A 20,914-nucleotide genomic window follows, 5' to 3' on the forward strand; every position below is an offset into this window, starting at 1 on the left:
AGATTTTTTTAGATTAATTGTAATGAGAAATTAATTACCAATTAGTTTTCTTCTTTAGATGATTTCAATTGCTCCTCGGTCTTTTTTTTGATCCTTCTGGCTGATTTGTTAATCTCACTCCAAGTTTCATCCAATGCCTTGATGGTATTCTGCCCGCTATCAGTTAATTGATAGTGTTTTTTTGGCAGCCCATTTTGCGCTTCTGTCCATTCATACTGAACTAAGTTTTCATGTTTCAAACGCATCAATAAGGGGTAAATAATGCCTTCTACCTTGATGAGGTCTTCTTCTAATAGTTCATCGATGATATCTGAGGCATAAACTTCACCTCTCCTTAAAATCTGCATTACACAATACTCCAGAACCCCGGTGCGTAATTGTGCTTTTATCTTTTCTGCTATCATAAAATTATCCTTTAATTAGTGTATAATCATGGGTTTTATTCCATTTATGATATTGCTATGCCAAGATATGTACCAGTTTCTTTTCTAGCTTGATGAAAATCTAAGGTTTATGCTTGAAATGTGCGTTTGGATCGACTTAGCTTTGTTTTTAATAATTTGTTGTATCAAAGTAGATATTTATCAAAGTTGCTCAATTTGTTCAATAGAGGTCAATTTACTCTAAGAAGTGTACGATTGTGAACAGCTCGTTAGATGGTTGTAGTGCGTTAATTTTACCTGGTCCCTTGTATTGGAGAATTAAAAAAGATTTCCAAAATGGTTGGTTTGCCAGCCACCATGGAATCTACCTCGGTCGGTGGCAAACCGACCGAAAGCCATGATGATATATTTAAGTAAAAATGGCAAAGGATAGCTAGTATGAACTTTTGAGTGATTTTTCACAGAAATCAAACCTGCCAGGTATTGAAAAGACAAAGGCAGGATAAATTAGCGCATTTTCAGGTGTTTCCACCAATAACAATCTGTACGGTGAATAAGTGAAGGTAGTATTTGCATAAGTGAAAATACCTCACCTTAGGAGGAGATGAAAGCGACTAGGTTTTTACTTGATTTAATCGTGAAAGGAATTATCATTTTACATTTGCAGTTTGGTAAAACCGGACGGATTTTTATAAATGTACAAGCTAAACAAAGACGGCCTTTTAGTTTTTTTGAACTATAATAGAAGGGGAATGACATAAATTTCAAAGGATATTTGTTAATTTTGATAATTGATTGGATTTAAATGAATTGATGCAAAAACTGCTTTACATATTTCTTTTATCAGTGCTCTCGTTTGAAGTTTCCGCACAGATTTCTAAGCCTAAATATGCCAATGAGTTTTTGGCTATAGGAGTGGGTGCAAGGTCTTTCGCAATGGGTGGTGCAACAGTTGCGTCTGTTGAAGGGGCATCTGCAGGATACTGGAATCCAGCCAAATTAAACAGCCTGCAGTCTGACCATTCTTTGGATTTAATGCATGCGGAATATTTTGCCGGAATTGCCGCCTATGATTATATTGGTTTTGCCACTTCCATAGACGACGATAGCAAAATGGGCTTTTCTTTGATTCGTTTCGGAGTGGATGATATTCCCGATACCCGTTTTATATATGATGCCAATGGAGCCTTGAATTATGATAATATTCGATTTTTCTCTGCCGCGGATTATGCCTTTCAGTTTTCTTATGCGCGAAATTTAAAGTTCTTGGACGGGCTTTCATTTGGAGCCAATGCGAAAGTAATCCATCGAACAGTGGGAGAATTTGCTAAAGCATGGGGCTTTGGTTTTGATCTAGGTGCTCATTATAAATGGAAGAATTTAGATGTTGGTTTAGTTGCCCGAGATGTAACTGGAACTTTTACGACTTGGTATCACAATATAACGCTTATAGAAGATATATACACTCAAACTAATAATGAGATACCTGAAAATACCACGGAAATGGCGGTTCCAAGATTGGTTTTAGGATCAGCTTATACTCAAAAGTTACCCTATAAATTTTCCATTATGGCAGAAGTTAACTTTGACGCGACTTTTGATGGTGAACGAAATGCTTATATAAGCGAAGAGAAGTTTTCAGTTGACCCAAGAGCTGGGATTGAATTAGGTTACGATAATATGGCTTTCCTGAGGTTTGGAGGCAATAATCTGCAAAAAATAAAGAATTTTAATGGCACGGAAAGATGGAATGGTCAGGCTAATATTGGTGTAGGATTCAAATATAAGGTTTTACAGATTGATTATGCATTCACAGATTTAGGGAATAGCTCTGAGTCACTTTATTCTCACGTTTTCACCATGATTTTTAATTGGAATGCGAAAAAATAGCATTTTATTATTCATATCGTTTTTTGTTTTCTCCCATTTATCTTGGGCACAAAGTCCCCAGGCATGGATTAATTTCAATCAATCATACTACAAAATTTCAGTAGGTACTAATGCAGCTTTTGAACTCGACTACAATGACTTATTAGAAGTTGGAATACCGTTATCTACTATTGATGCTCGAGCTATCAGAATGTACCATAGGGGAGAAGAAATTGCAATAAGAGTTAGTGGCCAAAGTGATGGCAGGATTGACCAGGGAGATGCCATTCAATTTTTAGGAAAAGCTAATGATGGTATTTCTGATACTCCTTTATATCAAAATCCAGATCATCAACCTCATCAGTATTACAATCTTTTTTCAGATACTACTGCTTATTTTCTTACATGGCGTTCGGACGGGAGCTCAGGAAAAAGGATGATAGAGCGAAATATCATTAACAATTCTGAGAATTTACCTGATGTTGAATCTATTCAGCAATCCAAGCTTCAGCTGTATACAAACCAAGGGGATAGAGGACAGCGCTATGATCCTCAAAGTGATATTTATAAGTCCGCATTTGATTTAGGGGAGGGCTGGACAGGAACGGCTTTTACTACTGCTACAAATTTTACAGTAAGCAATATCAGGCAAGCAAATACATCCGCTTCCATCCCTAATTTGGAAGTACTCATTCAAGGACGGAATATGAGACCACATCAAACGGAGGTGCTGGTGGGGCCAACAGAGAGTAATTTGAGATCAGTTGGAACAGTCAATTTTGAGAATTATGAGTATGAAGTTTTCACTGCAGATTTAGAATGGTCAGATATTAACAGTAATGGAAGTATGCTTGTTCAGCTGAATCCACAAGCCGAAGGGGCCGACAGAATTTCTGCCTCTTACATAAAACTTGATTATCAAAGAACTACTAATGTTGAGAATGAATCCGGGAATCAGTTTACTTTAAATGCGAATCCTTCCGGCTCTTCATATCTAAGATTTTTTAGCACTAATAGCAGTGCCCGTCTCTATAGAATAGACGATTTTAATGCGCCTGAATTATTGCGGACTAATAGGGTTGGAGCTGAGATTAATACAGTAGTTGAAAATACATTTAGTGAAACCAAAATATATCTTCAAAACCAGAATTTTATAACTCCAAAAATAGAGAAAGTAACTTTTAGGGATTTCAGTGAAATAAATCCTGATTATGTAGTCATAAGCCACCCTGAGTTAATGAAAGCAAGTGGAGACTACAATGATCCTGTCAGAGCCTATTCGGCATATCGAGCTTCAAGTGAGGGTGGAGGATATGATACCTTGACAGTGGATATTTTAAGGCTTTATAATCAATTTAATCATGGGGAAATTTCTCCTAATGCTATTTATCAGTTTACAGAATATTTGGTACAAAATACGAAAGCGGAAATGATTTTCTTGGTCGGCAAAGGGATGAATTGGTTTCATAATTATCATAGAAGAAGTGATATCACTGATAATTTGTACAACGAGTTTGTGCCAACGGCAGGATCTCCCGGTTCTGATAATCTGTTTGGATTTAACCTAACGGAAAATAACAGAGCATCCATTTCTTTTGGAAGATTAAATGCTCATAATAGTCAAATCGTAGCCAATTATTTGGACAAAATTAAGGAGATGGAATCTAGGCCATTTGATGATTTGAGAAGGAAGCATTTTCTTAATTTAAGTGGTGGAGTTTCTTTCTCGGAAGTCAACAGATTTATTAACTATATTAATGATTTTGCAAATTATGAAACTAGTCCATACATAGGTGGTGACTATTCGAACCTTACTAAAGAAACAACTCAGGTTGTGGAATTTATTAATGTTGCAGATCAAGTCAATCAAGGTCTGAATTTAATCACTTTCTTTGGTCATTCTAGTCCTAATACAGCGGACATTGACATCGGAAGGGTTTCTGATCAAAATTTAGGATATAATAATCAAGGTAAGTACCCTTTTATTTTGATCAATGGTTGTGATGCAGGTGCATTTTATCAAATAGCCAAAAACGCCAATACATTTGGAGAAGACTGGGTGAATACAGCAAATAAAGGTGCAACTGGTGTTTTAGCTCATGCATATTTAGGATTTTCAAATGAATTAAAAAGATATAGTGACGTTTTTTACGCCAAAGCATATAATGATTCAAGCCTGATTAACCAGCCTATTGGAATTGTACATAGAGAAATTACTAACCAGTATTTGTCCATTTTTGGTAGTAATCCTGCTCCGCTCTATTTATCACAGGCCCAGCAAATGAATTTAATGTGCGATCCTGCATACAAATTATTTCCAGCTGAAAACCCTGATTATGAAATTACAGATGCGTCATTAGAAGTTGTGTCCTTGGACGGAAACGAAATTGATGCACTGACACCTGAATTTGGTATCGATGTGATTATAAAGAATTACGGAATTACTAACGAAGATTCAATAGCTATTTTAGTAAAAAGAACTCTTCCAGATGGAGATGTAATTGTACAAGATACTCAATACGTTTCGTCCGTATCCTATCAAGATACTGTGCAGGTTAATGTAATTAATGACAGGCCCCAAAGTTTTGGGCAAAATATATTTGAAGTAATAATTGACCCCGCTGGTAAAATAGCTGAGATTAGTAAAAATAATAATAATGCTCAAGTCGAATTTTTTATTTCCTTAGGTACTACCTTAAACTTATATCCATATGACGATGGCCTTATCAGTTCGCAGAATATCACATTAACGGCCCAATCAATTGATTTAAAATCACCTGAAAGAGATTTTCTGTTCGAGATTGACACAACATCAAACTTTAGTAGTTCATTTTTACAATCGGAAAGACTCACAGCCAGGGTAATAGCAAAGTGGGATGTTGAATTGTTAGACCAAGAAGATCAAGTATATTTCTGGAGAACAAAATTTGCTAATCCACAGGTAGGAGAATTAGATGAATGGACGACTACTGATTTTGTCTATAACTCTTCTTTACCAAGCGGCTGGAAGCAAAGCAGTGAAGCTCAAATCCTGCAAAATAGTATTGAAGGATTAACAATAGAAAATAGTAGTTGGAGCTTTGAAGAAAATACATTAACGCTGGAAATGAGGGCGCCAGGAAATAGTAGTAATGATAACCTTAGTATAAAAATTGATGGTAATGAATATGCAACATCCGGTAGTCAGCTAGGACCTTGCGCTGTTAATACACTTAATCTGGTTGCTTTTGATAAATCTTCTGGAGTCCCCTATGTAATACTTTCGAATGGGGGGTTTGATGTTTTGGACCCTCTGTCTTGTGGAATTCGACCTCAGGTGATTAATCAAATTAGGAATAGTCAATTAAATCAGCCGGATCAGTATTTCAGAAAGTACTATGACGAATTACCAGCCGGAGATTTTGTGCTGTTAAGTAGTTATGATAGTGTTGGTTGGAATGTCTTAAGAGCTAATAATAGAGCTGAGTTATTGGATTTAGGCGCTACTGCTTCAGCCATTGATAATCTACAAAATGGAGAGCCTTATATCTTGCTCGGAAGAAAGGGGGCTGGCGCTGGAAACGGTACTGAAGTTATTGCAGATCAATCCTCTTCAATAGCTAGCAAAGAGCAGACTTTATTATTGGAGGATCTCATTCAAGCCCGTTTTGAATCTGGCACCATCCTGTCTAGAATTATTGGACCCGCAAAATCATGGAATTCCATTACTGCAGTTTTTGCTGATTTGGAAGCATCTGATAACATTCGCTTAGATGTTTTTGGGATCGATACTGTTAATACTCAAAGCTTATTATTTTCTGATGCAATTCTACCCTTAGATATTTCCTCAGTGGATGCAAACCGCTTTCCCCAATTACGCATGAGAGTAACACTTTCCGATTCCGATAATTTGAGTCCAGCGAAACTCTCGGCTTGGCAGACGATTTTTCAGGAAGTTCCGGACGCGGTCTTGATACCTGCTGCGGAAAATGCTCGTCAAGTTCACGAATTAGCGGAAGGAGAAGAGTTTACTAAAACTTTTCAATTATTTAATGTGACACCAAATCCGTTTGAAGAACCGATTGAATTTAGAAGGCAGGTTTTCAATCGAGAATCAAGAACTTTCTATAATGAGGATAAGCAAATACCAGCTCTACAGGCGAAATCTGATACCAGTTTTACAATTTCTGTCAATACTCGGGGAAAAGTAGGAGAAAACGACCTGGCTATGAATGTGAATTTTGACAGACCATTTTCTGAAAAGCGATTTAGTAATAACCTTCTCAATTACAATCGCTTATTCAACGTAAAAAAGGATTCACTTCCTCCGTTGGTAGAAGTTACTTTCGATGGGATTACAATATTGGATGGAGACATAGTGTCGCCAAGACCATTTATACAGATTAAGCTAAAGGATGAAAATACATTGATCAATAAAACAGATACTACCGGAGTTGAAATTCAACTGAGAAGTGATTGTGAAGAATGTATAGATGAAAGGCTCAATTTTTCAAATCCAAATATCGAATGGCTACCAGCTAGCGAAGAGAATCCTTTTACAGTTAATTTCCAACCCGATGGGTTGGAAGATGGTAATTATCAATTGAGCGTCAATGCTACTGACGCCAGTGAAAATTTGGCCGGGGAAGAACCCTACAAAGTGCGTTTTGAAGTAGTTAACGCCTCTACCATCACCAATTTTTATCCATACCCTAACCCATTTTCCACTAGTACACGCTTCGTTTTTACTTTAACAGGAACAGAGCTACCGCAAGAAATTAAAATTCAAATATTAACCGTGACAGGAAGGGTAGTTAGGGAGATATTGCAAGATGAAATAGGACCTATCCATATTGGAAATAATATCACCGATTATGCTTGGGATGGTAAAGATGAGTTTGGAGACAGATTAGCCAATGGAGTTTACCTCTACAGAGTTTTAGTGAGAAAAGACGGGGCTTTTATGGAGCAAAGAGCAACAGCGGGAGACAAGGCTTTTACAAAGGGCTACGGGAAGTTGTATATCTTGAGGTGATGATATTATAATATTGATCCCCAGTCGAATTTCGTTTTTGCGAATCCATCTGGAGCAAAAGGACTTTAGATTAACCTATTTCTTCCTAAAAATATTTTTCATTTTAAGTGTAGAATTAAACGTTTATTAAACGTATTGATCTACGATTACAGCTTTTAATATTGGTCTTAGGTCAATTTTAAAGGTTTCTTATTAACTATTAATTTATTAGATTGCCTGACATAAGGTATATATAGTCACCAGGGGGTGACTATATTCACTTGTTATGCTTAATTACTCATACAATGAATAAAATTTTAGCTCTATTTCCTTTATTATTTTTGGCTTTATCTTCTTTTGCCCAGACGACTAATAATTCAATTGATAAAACAGTGGAATATAAAAAATTAGACTTTAGTCCTGTATTTATAGGCGATGAGTTTTATTCGGACAATCGAAGGGAAAAATACAATCGGGTTGAGCCAATAGGATATTTTGGTGGCAATTATCAAAGAGTCTTTGTGCATTTCATTTCTGTAATTCAGGACCAAGAAAATCCATTAGAATATTTCGTATATGGAAAAACAAAACTCAAAGACAATGTTTCAGTATTTCAAGGCAAACTTGCTATTGACAAAATTATTGAATTTAAAAGACACGAATTTCCAGAATTCAATCGTGGAGAGATTACTGGTAAATATATCTTTTTTGAAGACACAAAAAACAATGGTTCTGGAAAATTCGAAGGACAATTTACTTCTAGCTGGTTACAGAATGAGGAAGAAAAGGTTGAATATGATGGTATGATGCTAGCAGCAGATGGATTTTCAAATAATCAATTTGAAGGAGTCTGGATAAGTTACAATTCGGGGAAAGAATATATCTGCAATTGGGGTGATTACAGAATTCCTAATAGCGGTGATCTTGATAATGGAGCTGGCGAGTTTTTCCCAAGTAAGGAATATCTTAATAAGGGCTGGCAGACTTATCTTGATCAATACGGAGACCCTAGCGAAGCTAAAACCAAAAGAGCGCGAGAATTAGAAAAAGAAAATTGGTGGTAAAAAATAAGCATAACATCCTGTCATAAATCATGGCTGTTAGTAAGTTATTGTTCCTTTGGCTCTTTGTAGAAAGCCCGGCAATCCGCAGGATTGCCTTATTTGTGAAAAATTAATTTAATAAGCCAATCCTTCGGATTGCCTCGGTAGTTAATTGAAATTTTTATACTTTTAATCAGCCACGAATTTATACAGTGGTGTTAGAGTGCATCAACCACCAATCAAAATGGGAATTTCCAGAATAATAATTTTAGCAGTACTCATTCTTTCAGGATGCAATAATTCAGCGACTGAGGATAAGCAAACTGAAAATGCATTTAATGAGACAAAAGAATCATCTTTAGATGCTCAGTTTAAAAACAAGACCATTTTAACATTAAGGGATAAGCTGGACGAAAAATATCAACTTGATTCTGTCATGCTTAAGTGGACAGACAGTTACGTTCCTTTCGTTAATGATGGTGATAGACTATATTCGGCTTCTCTTTACTCAATTCAACCAAAAGTGAATGATTTTCAAGTAGTCGCAATTAGAACTAATGCTGATCATTGGAATAGAATCCATTTGCTTACCATAAATGAAGATTCTCATATTGCTGATAAAGTAATTATTGCTGACGACTGGGGAGAATTGCTTGAAGCTGCTGGAGACACTGAAATTGTAGGAAGTACAAACATGTATACCAAAACGATTTCACCTACAGAATATCTTAGAACCAAAATTTACACTACTGAAATCATTGACTATTATTCTGATAGTACGACCTATGAGATTGACTCGATTACATCTAGAATTGAAATCAAAGATGGTGGCCATTTTGAGCTTACCCATTTAGACAGTATAAGAACTATAAAATACTCAGGAATCGAATAATACGCACTCTAACATCCTGTATAAATCATGGCTGTTAGTAGGTTATTGTTCATCCAGCTCTTTGTAGAAAGCCCGTCAATCCGCAGGATTGCCTTATTGGTAAAAGTTAAATTAACAAGCCAATCCTGCGGATTGCCTCGGTAGATAAAGCAAATTTTTATACTTTTAATCAGCCACGAATTTATACAGTGGCGTTAGCTTCAATTCAGCAATGAAAATTATATTCACACTATTAGCCATTTTTATATATCTGCCAATTTTTGGACAAGAGACGGATATGCGCCCTGACCAAATATTGTTTGATGAAGCCTTAGATATCTACTATGACGAAGAGTATGATTCTGCCTTGGTGAAATTTAAACAATTTGCAGAAAAGTATCCTAAATCTCCTTTATTTCCAAGAGCAAAATATAATATCGGCTACATTCTTCGAGACCTTGACAGAGACGATGAAGCTATCTTAGTTTTCGAAGAAATTTTAGCATCCGATTTCACTGAAAAAGACGAAGCTGGAGGACTTATGGAGCAATATACTTTATATAAACATCGTAGTGCTTCTCATTTAGCAGAAATTTATCTAAATGCTAAAGACTTCGAGAAGGCAGAAAAATACATTAAACTATTTGACAAAAAGTATGAATATAAGCACTTTGGAGGTAATGAAATGATGGCAAGCCGTCTATATACAGCCGAATCTTATGCCAAACTTTATCATGGACAAGGAAAAACTAAGAAAGCAATTAATCAGCTTTTGCCCTATATGTTTGACAATGGCTTAACAAGTAATCAATCCATAATTGAAACTCTTACTGTAGTACTAGAAGAACAATATTCGAAAGAAGAGTTAAAGGAAATTATAGGAAATGCGTACGAATCGTTAAATATTAAGGATGAGGACAACGCTTCCATCAAATTTTTAGGCAAAAAAATAGAAGTTTTAGACTATAGTCTTTTTGCAATTGGAAACCCAGAATTTAAAGAAAATTTAGAACTTAACAACCAAGAAAAATGGCAAAAGGTAATAAGGACACATCCGCTTTTTGAAAAATATTTAGAAAAATGAAAGAAGCTAACATCACCTATGAATGAATGGGGTTTCATCAGTCAGGAAAGTTTTGGCAGCACTTGGAAAGTCAGCCACAATGTGTAAATTTATTAATTGCTGTGGCTGTGTGCAAATGGCAAGCTTAGTGTTTTCTAAGCCCCACTCATTATAGCTTGGCGTTGTGCACAATGTCGTACTAAGTTAAAGGGATATGCTTTACAAAAGTTAAAGTCACATCCTTTACACTTACTCTGAGCAAGTGAAGATATCCAACAAACATATAGCAGAAATAGCTGACCTCCTAGATGCAGGACAAATTTGCTATTTCCATAAGCAGACAGGGCAAATAGAACATCATACAGACCCTGACTCTCCATTTTTTGACCCCGACAAATGGAAAGATATAATCTCATACATCAAGAAAGATAGTAATAATTTCATGAGATTTGAGCTAATGGACAGTCGTGACAGTTATAAGGTCATGGCTAATTTTGCGCACTCAATACAGGACACAACAATATCTGAAAAGCTGGTAGATACATTAGCTCAGCCAAAACCATTTCAGAATTTTAAGCATCAAATTCAGTACTTAAATTATCTGGACGACTGGTATAAATTCAAGCAGTCAGCCATGATGGACTGGGTCAGACAGCAGATAGCAGAATAGTAAATCACTGTGCACAACATAACATAAAACCTATTTGCTCAGCACCCTGTAGCAAAGTCTGTAGTAAGTAGCCAGCAATTTATGCTTTCACTTTGTGGCTACTTCATCAACGGGGGCCTGGACATTGTAGGGCTCGCCAGCTTTTATAGTAATTCAGTTAACTCAACTACTTGCCATCATCGGGCGGACCATTTTTTACCGACCCACTGGACTCGCTGTATTGGGACAGCATCACTTTAATCAACATTGTGCCTTGGTGGAAACCGCATAAATTGCTTAGTTTAGCTTTTCATAGCTTACATAGGCAAACAGGTTTTATGTAGGCGTTAGTGATCATAAAGCAGTCTCATTGAAGAAAATCTTACCTTACATTGTTATAGTAATTGTTGCTTGCTCATACAAGGATAATGAGACTATCAAGCAAAGAGTGTGGACAATCACTTATAAGGATAGAGATTCCACTATTGCAAAATTTGAAAAATTAGAAGTATATGATTCGGCTGGTGAATTGACTTATGATAGTTCAGTATATGCCCAAGATTATGGATTCGGAATTAAGCAGTATAATAACAATCAAGTTGCATATGAATACTCTGAAATACAGCCTAATATCAAAACTGAAAAATTCCATGAATACGCTGATAATGTATTAATCAAGACAAGAATCTATTCAGACGGTGATACATTAATCTCACGCTATGTAATTGACAGCAGGAATGATTTTGGTAAACCCTTAAAGATCTCAACACTTAATTCTAAAGGTGAATTTTTAGGTTATGAAAAACGAACATTTAAAGATTCTCTGTTGCTATCTGCTAAAGTTTACATAAAAATTGACAGCACTAATAAGTTGATAAATCGAAAAGACATTTCCTATGATAAATCAAAACGTAAAATTTACGAGACAATAACAAACTATTCTAATTCGACCAGGGATAGTTTAAGGTTTAATTATAATGAAACTGGACATTTTCGAACCGCCTCCTATTCTAAGCGCTTAGATTCTCCAACATACATGCTAATAAATGAAACGCATTTTTACAGAAGAGATGGTTATCTACGCAAGATAATAGAATATGACTTTATTGCGAAGGAAGAAAAAATTCATAATGCAACAATTGAATATTGGTAAGGAAATTAAAAAGATCACTAACATTACCTCAAAATGCATTTGCTTACTGCTTTTAGCAAAGTGAAGAGGTACATCGCCACAAAGCCAAACATTTAGTTTCATTTAAAGAGAATCCAGTCAAAGTGTTTCTCTCCTTTTACTGCTTTGCAATTGTAGTTATGGTTTGGCTTTGCTACTTTAGTACTTCGTCAGCGAGGTGTGGCAAACGCATTTTAGGTTGGCGTTAGCAAGCATTATGTCTGCTTTACCCAAGAAATGTTTTTCATAGCCATCCTCTCCAGTCAATCACTGTACCTAAAATTAGATGTAACGATTTCGACCCGTACACCTAGCCAGCAAACTTTACTTTTACCTAAAACGCCCTTTTCTTTGTAGTTTCTATAATCTCCCGAGTCATACAGAGCACAATTCTATGCAAATCATGCTCGATTTCCTCGTAACTGAAGGGAAGAAAATGGGCTAGTGTCGTTGATCACAACTGATTTACTTTTAGCTATCAGCGCTTAGTTTCAATTTGCGGGAGGTTCATCACCCGCCTGCCGGACAGCGTTTTAGTGATTTCATCAATCATAGGATCGCCAGTTTATCTGCAAGCGGTGTACCTTAGCGTGGAGACATTTTTAAATACGGCTTGCTAACACAATATAAAAACCATGCGCTTAAGTAGCCAGAATAAGCAATCTGCCTTACGACCGCAATTTTTGGCAATCAGCATACTATTTCTGTAGCTACCAAAGTAGAAAAAGAAACCAGGCAATTGGCAGTAAGTGAAAAATTGCTACTTTAACACTTTGAAAAATCGGGGGCGCACGGATTTTTATACGCGCCCGTTATAAGGAATCGTAAATCTCACATGTATGTTAAAAAGAATTTTATTTATTACGCTTGCAGTACTTATTGCTCTTCCAAGTTGTAAGACTTCAAAGCCAACACCTCAAGAAGTGGTAGAAAAATTAGGCCCTGATCCGTACTTCATCATTGATGGTAAACCTGTTGACAAAAGTGATTTGGGTAAATATGACCCATCAATTATAGCAACCTTGACAACTTTCTACGGAAAAGAAGCGGTAAGTAAATATGGTGAAATAGCTGAAGATGGAGCGATTGTTGTTCGGACAAAAAGTTTCGCACTCACGAAAGCGGAAGAATTTTTAAGTGAATTTTCTTCTGACTATGAAATAATGTTAGCAAAAACCGACAGAGGCGAGATTCAATATATTTTAAATGATGAAATCCTTAAAGAAGATTATGAAGGTAAACTGTCAATGCTTGACAGTAAAAATTTGAAGCGCCTAAAAATAATTGATTCCACAGAATTAAAGAATCAATATGAGTTGGAAGACAAAGAAGTAGGAGTTATTCTTAAAGCAAAAAAGTTCGACTGAAAAAAATCCTTATAACATCATATAAAACCCATTTGCTCACCACCTTGTAGTGAGTTAACTACTAAATAGCCCGTAATTTATGCTTACTTTTCATAGCTGGCAACTAAAGATAGTGCTTTGTTCAAGTCTAGTGCTTAATTAATCTAAGCTTTTGCAATTAATGAAGAGCATCAGTTTGAGGGGAAAGCATAAATTACTACTTTCAGTATTTCATAGACCAGTAAAACAACCGGGTTTTATACTGTCGTTAGCATTCATTTAGAAGAGTGCAAGATAAAAGCCGTGAGGCTATGACTTAATCTTTAAAATTTTTAAATTGAGTTAAAGCATAAAATTTTTACTTTTTCATAGACGCAATAGAATATGAAGTGTATATTTTTAATATTAGGGATATCTATTTTATTTTTTTCGTGCCAGGAAAATGATGACTATCCCTATCAAAGTTTTAACAGCTCTGACTATCAGTATATTCCACAGCAATACGAAGAAATTGGAAAAGTCTTCACTTTTATAAATAATCAAAATGATACAGTTAAGATAAGACCAAAGTGGTATGACCTTGAAAAGAAGTTTAATAGCAGTTGGGACTTAATTGTGAATACCTCTCAAAAGGAAAGTTACTACTATGATGAATTATGGATTTCGCTTGAAATTTTAGATAATGGGAATAATGAAGATTGTAATTTTATATCAATCAACATAAATAAAACTGCTGAAGGAAGCTTAGTCGCAGACTTGTCATTACCTTTTTATGATGAAATAGGGTGCCTTGGAAGCGGTTTTGAGGAAGAATCTCCCTTTCAAAATTTAGCTGAAATGGTAATTAACGATATACAATATTCAAAAGTAAAAGTAGTAAATCCGAATGACTACTTTACTCCTTATAAGGATGCAAAAATAGATAAAGTTTATTATGATATGGATAATGGAATTGTTGGCTTTGATGATACAGAAAATGGATTGAAGTTTAAGCTTATAAGTAATTAGTAACTACTCTTAGCTCACTCCTCTTCATCAGAGCAATTTTAGCTTTGGTTTCAATTATACTCTTTAGTTTCTTATTACAGCAATAATAATTTTAGTAAAGCACATCGGAATTCCCAAATTAGTAATCCCTCTTTAATCTAAAGCTTTGGGCTCCCTTAAAAATTTTCAGTGAACAAACTGCTCCTAATTCATTATGAATCTGATAAATGCAACAAAGTAAAATATATAAAAATGCTAACATCAGCTAAAACCAATGGCGGGCTTGCAGTTAATTGAAAATTTGTCGCTTTTTATTACCTTTATTTGAAGTAGCTATTAATGTGGTTTACATCCGCCACAGTTTTTAGCCATATCGTTCTAAAGCCAACCAAATCATCTAGCTAGCTGGATGAAGAACATGAACTGGTAATAGAATGGAATAAAAAGAGATATTTACAGAAAATGAATTTTCAAAAACTTAATCAACCCTTAATCCATATGCTACCTAGAACAAAAAGAATCACTTTAATCGCTTTTATTACCTTGCTAATGTTTCAATCTTGTGACAGAAAACAAGAAGAGACAAAGAACGAATCTCCAGTTGAGTTTAATCAAAAGCTTCAGGATGAACTAAGAAAAATGGCTGAAATAGACCAAATAGCTGCATACATACCGCAAGGGAAGTACAAGGAAATGACAAATGAAGAATGGAATTCTTTTAAAGATAGTGTCTTCACGACTCATCAAATTCGCCTAAAAGAAATTTTTGACAAACTCGGCTTTGTTGGCTTCGACTTAGCTGGAGAGGAGGGCTCGTTTAATTTTTGGTTAATGGTTCAGCATTCAGACCATAATCCTGATTTTCAGGGAAAAGTTTTAGCTGACATGAGAATTAAAATGGAGAAGGGGAATGCAAGTAAAAGAAACTATGCCTACCTAACTGACCGAGTTAACAAAAACTTAGGAAAGAAAATTATTTACGGAACCCAGGTAAGCTACAACGAATATGGACAAGCAATCTCTCGACCTTTAGAGGATAGTGCTAATGTAAATGAGAGAAGAGCAGAAGTTGGTCTAGAATCAATTGAGGAATATCTTAACCGAATGACTGTTAGCCACTTTGAGATGAACAAAGAGAACATGTTAAAAAAAGGGATTACCGAACCAAAGCTGTACAAGGTGCCAAATGAATAATAAAGTGTGTAACACTAAATATAGGTCACTGAGCATATAATGCTAAAACTGACAATGCTTCCATGTAATAAAATATGTAGGGAATTGGTAGTTTGGAGCCTTGAAGTGCCCAACGCTCCATATTCCCAACGTTAGCACCAATTTCAGAGCCATGAATAAATCAATATACATACTTTTAATCGTTTTTCTTTTTTTTGCTTCATGCGATAATAAGGATAGCTCTAATAGAACTGAAGGACAATTAGAAAGTATTAAAAAAGATTCAATAATTGCAGAAGAAACTAATTCAGATAGCATCTTAATTAAAAAGGATTCAGACATCGCAGAAAACGCCCTTTACGTTGGTATTATCAATAGTTTTTATGAATCAGAAGACTATTATATTGACCTATTTTATGCAGAAGGCTTCACTGATAACACTCCATATTTAATAGCTGAAAATCATGGTGAGATTATTTACGAAGGTCAAGAAATGACTAGGACGAATGTACCTTATGATATTGCTAAAAGACATTTAGAAGTAGAATTATTAGATTCAATATATGTATTTGATGAGAGGCAGGAATTAATGGACAGCATTGCTCTTCAAAATATCGAATATTTGGACGCTATGATAGAATCTAAATATGTAGCTAGTTACAGTCATCCAATAAAATTAGCAGGGAAAATAGCTATCAGTAAGTCATACGATTTGAAAGACCTCAAAAAGTCACCTTCATTCATAGAAACTGAAAATACTCTGATTAGGGACTTGAAATTAGATGTAGAGACTTTGAACATTGGTAAGACATTCAAACTCTACTATGAAGGAGATATACTCAATTTGATTTCTTTTTCAGACGAGCAATACAAACACAGAATATTTTTACTTAAAAATGGGGTTGTGACTGATACACTATTTGAATACTATATTGGCGGGATGCAACCAGTGCCAATTTCATTAGATAACAAAATATATTATGTTGTCTCTAGCTTCGTCCCGGACACAGACAATTCTTGGACTCAATTGTTGGGGATTGACACAGAAACAGGTGAGTTTATTAAGAATCGAGGTAATAGATTAAAATATCAATAAACGGTACTATCGCAAAGGATAGGCTATCGGCTAGATAGTACTAAAGCTGAAAATGATTATATTAAAGAAAATTTGTAGGCGATGTGCCTTCTCAAACAACCCAATCCCAAATCAGTAAATAAACATAAGATTGAAATGAGAAATTTTTTAATGAAAGCATCACTTTTCTTGATTTCTTTATCTTGTTCAAAAGATGGTGATTTATTAATTCCTGCCGAAACGGATAATCCAATTTTTATGATAGTCTCCTGTCAAGCTTCAATAGGTGATACTTTAAGATTAGTAGAGTACGAGTATGAAAAAAATAATCTTATAAAAGAAACTTTATTTCAAAATGGAGAAATTCATAGCAATACTACTTTTGAGTATAATTCAGATAATCAGATGGTATCCGAAATATATATGTCAGACTTGAGAAAAACAGAAAAGAATTTTCTTTATAATGAGAATAACCTATTGATCAATATTTTATACAAATTCATTTACTATGATATTGATGGTCAAATAACAAATCAAAGTGAAAGTGAAGCTCCAAGAGAATATGAAAACAACCAATTAGTAAAAGAGTGGGAATATTGGGGTGGATTTAACACATACGAGTACAATAATGGTAAGATTGTATCTAAAATTGATTATACCAAAAATGGACAAAAACACCATTTCACCTATTATAAATATTCAGGAGATTTATTAATTGAAGAAAAGAAGGAGAATAAATCGGGAGGATTATTGTATTTAAAAACATACAGCTATGATTCACAAAATAGATTAATTCAAGTCAAAGATGGAGATAATATTATTGAAGAAAATGATTATGTGGGTAACAAATTAGTTGAAAAAAGAACTTACTATTTTGGCATTGACCCAGGATATGATATTTGTTATGGAAATTATGTTTTTAGATATAAATACTAACCACCGAATTCATGGGGCATAGAATATCTAGGGAGGTTTATTAGGGTTTACTGCCACATATCAATTTAATGAAATGTGTTTAATATCACAAACCCCTTTCAAAAACGTTTGGTTTTACAAAAATCTATCTTATTGAGAAATCCAAAAAATCTAAAATCCACATGGCAAGCCCTAACCTCAACATACACCGACAAGCTCGAAATGATAGAAGAAGTATGGCAGGAGATTGAAAGGGCTTACACCAAAAGCAATCGGCATTACCACAATCTGTCTCATTTGGAATTCATGATCAACAAAGCAGTCAGATACAAGCATAAAATTAAAGATTTTGACAGCATTTTGTTTTCCATTTTCTATCATGATATTTTCCACAATATTAAAAGACAGGATAATGAGAAAAAAAGTGCTGAGATTGCTACTGATCGATTGAACAAACTTGGAGTGCCAAGCGATAAGATACTAGTATGCAAAGACCAAATCATGGCCACTAAAGAACATAAAAGGAATGCAAGCCAAGACACCAATTTCCTTTTGGACTTTGACCTTGCCATTTTAGGAGATTCACCTGAAATCTATAAGGCATATATAATGAAAATCAGAAAGGAATATGCAATGTATCCTGATTTTCTATACAAAATGGGGAGGAAGAAAGTGATTCAGCACTTTCTTAACATGCCTAGCATATTTAAAACTGAAGAATTCCTCAATAATTATGAACAACAAGCCACAGAAAATTTAAAAGCTGAATTAGATGGGTTTTAATGAAGATTATCAAAGGATATAGACGTAAGGGTAATGTAAGTAGTCAGCTTTTCGATTTTGCAATAATGTAAACTCTATCTGAGGAAAAGACCATTAGAAAGCTATTTTCAGTAAAAGATAAAGCAATTCTAGTCTGGCTTTTTAAGCTTGTTCCCAAATTATCATTTCTCACATTTATTAATACTCAAATCATTTCCTCACAATAATTATTCACGATTAGAGTTAATTATAATTACTTTAGTATTTTTAAATTCTTTTTGAAACAAGCTTAAAAAAATTGTGAAGAATCTATCTACCTTAATAATTACCCTACTAATTGCATTTAATACTTCCCAAGCCCAAGAAATTCAGTTTTATAATACTGAGGAAGGCGATAAGCATATCTGGGGAGAATTCCCAATTGAATATTTAAAAGAGGACACTACCTTTTCTAGCTGGTATAATGAAAGCTATGAGGGTTTTACAACCGAAAGAAAGAATTATGATTGGGCTCAAAACCTAAAAGATGATCAAGTTGAAATTTATCTAGGCACCTGGTGTGGTGATAGTCAAGAATGGGTACCACAGTTCGTAAAGCTGTGGGATCAGCTTGGTTTAAGTAGAGATCAATTAAAGTTTACTGCTTTACATGGGTCTGGAGATGACTATAAACAAGGTCCAAAGCGCGAGGAGCAAGGATTAAATATTCATCGTGTACCTACTTTTATATTTAAAGAAAATGGAAAAGAATATGCTAGAATAGTCGAATCGCCAAGTACCGATTTGTTAACGGATGTAGCCCAAATAGCCTTAGGATATCCATCAGCGCCCAATTATGCCGGAGCCAATTATATGCTGCAGGTTTTTGACAGCATGACTATGGATGAAGTATATCAGGATATTCAAAATATTTACCAAACAGCTTATTACAAAGTAGGTCGTTATGTTGAGTTAAATACACTGGGAAGGGTGCTTTCTACTTCAGATCGAAAAAAAGAGGCATTGTTGGTTTTTCAATTCAACACTTATTATAATCCTGGAAATTGGTGGACTCATAAAACTTATGCAGAATTATTGACTGAAATGGAGAATTACTCAGAAGCAATAAAAGAATATGAAAAGGCGGTTTCTTTAAACTCTGAAAATGAAGAGATAAAGACGGAACTAGAACGCTTGAAAAAACTTGTACCTGAGAAAGAAGGAGAAGAAAAGGGTGCTAGTTCTAATTGATACTGACTTAGTCTTTTCCAAAGTTTATGACTTTGGAAAAGATTTTTTCATTGCGTAAAGTAGTCTATCATCAAAATAATTTAACTAAACTAAAGCCTACAAGTACAGCTATCAAACCTAGCATAATACTTCCCGATGCATACAGCAAAAACATCCCAATTTGTCCATTTTGCAAATAGTTGAAATTCTCATAAGTAAAAGTGGAAAATGTGGTATAGCCACCACAAAAGCCTGTGACCAATAACAATTTAAAATTTTGAGAAGGGTTCTCAATCAAATAGCCTAACAAAACACCAATAAGCAAAGAGCCTAAGATATTGGCTATGAATGTGCCGTAAGGTAGGAAATTGGTTAGATATTTTTGGGCAAATTGAGAAGTGGCATATCTAGCTATGCTTCCAATTCCACCACCCAAGCCTATTAAAAGCAAATTTTTGATCATTTGGATGCAAACTTACGATTCCACTGCTCTCGATCATATACTAATTCACCCTTTGCGTTCCATTCTTGATTAATGTAAGGTTCAAAATTTTTGTCAAACGGATCTCTTCCATATTGAATAGTCTTTTTTCTCCTTCGCCTTTGGTCATAGTATTCAGCCCAAAGTCCTACTTTTTGGTCAAATCGATATTCCCCTTGAACTGCTATTTGCCCGTTTTTATGAAAATAGAGATATGTGCCTTCTTTCTCTCCATGCTCAATCGGGATTACTTCTTTTACATGTTCTCTTTTCTCTTCATTATAATAGGTGATTTTTGAATCTATTGGCCATCCTTTAAAGTAGGTGAGTTTATCTAAAAGGATTCCGTTATTATCGTATCGCATCCATCGGCCATGTTTGAGTCCGTTCCAAAACATGCCTTTTTCAATTACTTGCTCGTCCTTCATCTTTTCATATGGACCGTGCAAAATCCCAGCAAATTTCGGATCTGCATTTTTAGTGCTTCTTATTTCCTTTCGTTGAAAATCATACCAGTAAAAATCTCTTACATAAGGATCTGGCTCAACATATTCTTTTTTAAGGTAATTGAATAGCTCTCGAGTTACATTGTTTCCATAGCCTGATAATGTGTAGTTTTTTCTGACTTTTTTGTCGTAATAGAAATTTCGTTTTTTCTTTTCCTTCTTTTTTTCCTTATCATCATCTTCTTCCTCTTCTTCTGTGTTCAAATCGATAGTAACAGGTGCACCATCCAAAAATTGAAAGGTTTTTTTAATGGTGTCTGATGGCGTAGGCACTGTATCTTGAGGAATTTCTTCTTCTTGCGCAAGTAATGCCAACGGCAAACTGATGAATATAATTGATATGAGTAAGAATCTCTTCATATGGTGCTAAACGAAAACAGCCCGAAGTTATTGAAAATTTCGGGCTGTCTCTAAATTT

At 34.9% G+C, this 20,914-nt stretch carries 17 protein-coding genes; 14 read left to right on the top strand and 3 right to left on the bottom strand.

Translation table 11 applies throughout. The features are described 5' to 3' along the window. Positions 1–41 precede the first annotated feature (41 nt). Positions 42–404: a helix-turn-helix transcriptional regulator gene (locus AAC601_RS10315; RefSeq protein ID WP_303270072.1), complete on the bottom strand. Its 363-nt coding sequence runs from the start codon at positions 402–404 to the stop codon at positions 42–44. Positions 405–1,196: 792 nt separating this feature from the next. Between AAC601_RS10315 and AAC601_RS10320 the strand changes: the two genes are divergently transcribed. The 14 genes from AAC601_RS10320 (at position 1,197) to AAC601_RS10385 (ending at position 19,530) form a co-directional block, all read left to right on the top strand. Continuing rightward, positions 1,197–2,273: a PorV/PorQ family protein gene (locus tag AAC601_RS10320; RefSeq protein WP_340153199.1), complete on the top strand. Its 1,077-nt coding sequence runs from the start codon at positions 1,197–1,199 to the stop codon at positions 2,271–2,273. Continuing rightward, the gene (locus AAC601_RS10325; RefSeq protein ID WP_340153200.1) at positions 2,260–7,266 is read left to right on the top strand and encodes a C25 family cysteine peptidase; all 5,007 of its coding nucleotides are present in this window, start codon (positions 2,260–2,262) and stop codon (positions 7,264–7,266) included. Before AAC601_RS10320 ends, AAC601_RS10325 begins: the two co-directional genes overlap by 14 nt. A 284-nt stretch (positions 7,267–7,550) precedes the next feature. Then, positions 7,551–8,309 carry a hypothetical protein gene (locus tag AAC601_RS10330; protein WP_340153201.1) on the top strand — a complete coding sequence of 253 codons (759 nt, stop codon included), beginning with the start codon at positions 7,551–7,553 and terminating at the stop codon, positions 8,307–8,309. Positions 8,310–8,532: 223 nt separating this feature from the next. Then, positions 8,533–9,180 carry a hypothetical protein gene (locus tag AAC601_RS10335; RefSeq protein WP_303270068.1) on the top strand — a complete coding sequence of 216 codons (648 nt, stop codon included), beginning with the start codon at positions 8,533–8,535 and terminating at the stop codon, positions 9,178–9,180. Positions 9,181–9,391: 211 nt separating this feature from the next. Beyond that, the gene (locus tag AAC601_RS10340; RefSeq protein WP_303270067.1) at positions 9,392–10,243 is read left to right on the top strand and encodes a tetratricopeptide repeat protein; all 852 of its coding nucleotides are present in this window, start codon (positions 9,392–9,394) and stop codon (positions 10,241–10,243) included. A gap of 241 nt (positions 10,244–10,484) precedes the next feature. Then, a complete protein-coding gene (locus AAC601_RS10345) occupies positions 10,485–10,892 on the top strand; it encodes a UPF0158 family protein (RefSeq protein ID WP_303270066.1) in 408 nt (135 codons plus the stop codon). Between the two features lie 349 nt (positions 10,893–11,241). After that, entirely contained in the window at positions 11,242–12,024 is a 783-nt protein-coding gene (locus AAC601_RS10350; protein ID WP_303270065.1) for a hypothetical protein, read from the top strand. 857 nt (positions 12,025–12,881) lie between these two features. Next, positions 12,882–13,409 carry a hypothetical protein gene (locus tag AAC601_RS10355; protein WP_303270064.1) on the top strand — a complete coding sequence of 176 codons (528 nt, stop codon included), beginning with the start codon at positions 12,882–12,884 and terminating at the stop codon, positions 13,407–13,409. 363 nt (positions 13,410–13,772) lie between these two features. Next, positions 13,773–14,396, top strand: a complete 624-nt coding sequence (locus tag AAC601_RS10360; RefSeq protein ID WP_303270062.1) for a hypothetical protein — start codon at positions 13,773–13,775, stop codon at positions 14,394–14,396. A 441-nt stretch (positions 14,397–14,837) separates the two neighbouring features. Further along, a complete protein-coding gene (locus AAC601_RS10365; protein WP_303270061.1) occupies positions 14,838–15,569 on the top strand; it encodes a DUF6624 domain-containing protein in 732 nt (243 codons plus the stop codon). 151 nt (positions 15,570–15,720) lie between these two features. Beyond that, positions 15,721–16,644, top strand: a complete 924-nt coding sequence (locus AAC601_RS10370; protein WP_340153202.1) for a hypothetical protein — start codon at positions 15,721–15,723, stop codon at positions 16,642–16,644. A gap of 135 nt (positions 16,645–16,779) precedes the next feature. Continuing rightward, on the top strand, positions 16,780–17,559 hold the full coding sequence (locus AAC601_RS10375) for a hypothetical protein (protein ID WP_340153203.1): 780 nt from the start codon (positions 16,780–16,782) through the stop codon (positions 17,557–17,559). A 132-nt stretch (positions 17,560–17,691) separates the two neighbouring features. Beyond that, positions 17,692–18,321 (top strand): hypothetical protein, encoded by a 630-nt coding sequence (locus tag AAC601_RS10380; protein WP_340153204.1) that lies wholly within the window; start codon positions 17,692–17,694, stop codon positions 18,319–18,321. Positions 18,322–18,600: 279 nt separating this feature from the next. Further along, complete coding sequence (locus tag AAC601_RS10385) at positions 18,601–19,530, top strand: hypothetical protein (protein WP_340153205.1); 930 nt, start codon at positions 18,601–18,603, stop codon at positions 19,528–19,530. Between the two features lie 70 nt (positions 19,531–19,600). Here AAC601_RS10385 and crcB read toward each other — a convergent pair whose 3' ends face one another. After that, on the bottom strand, positions 19,601–19,972 hold the full coding sequence (gene crcB, locus AAC601_RS10390) for a fluoride efflux transporter CrcB (RefSeq protein ID WP_340153206.1): 372 nt from the start codon (positions 19,970–19,972) through the stop codon (positions 19,601–19,603). After that, positions 19,969–20,856, bottom strand: coding sequence for a hypothetical protein (locus AAC601_RS10395; RefSeq protein ID WP_340153207.1), 888 nt, complete (start codon positions 20,854–20,856; stop codon positions 19,969–19,971). The genes crcB and AAC601_RS10395 overlap by 4 nt, the downstream gene beginning before the upstream one ends. Positions 20,857–20,914 lie beyond the last annotated feature (58 nt).

This window comes from uncultured Marivirga sp., assembly GCF_963974845.1.
Lineage (GTDB): Bacteria > Bacteroidota > Bacteroidia > Cytophagales > Cyclobacteriaceae > Marivirga > Marivirga harenae.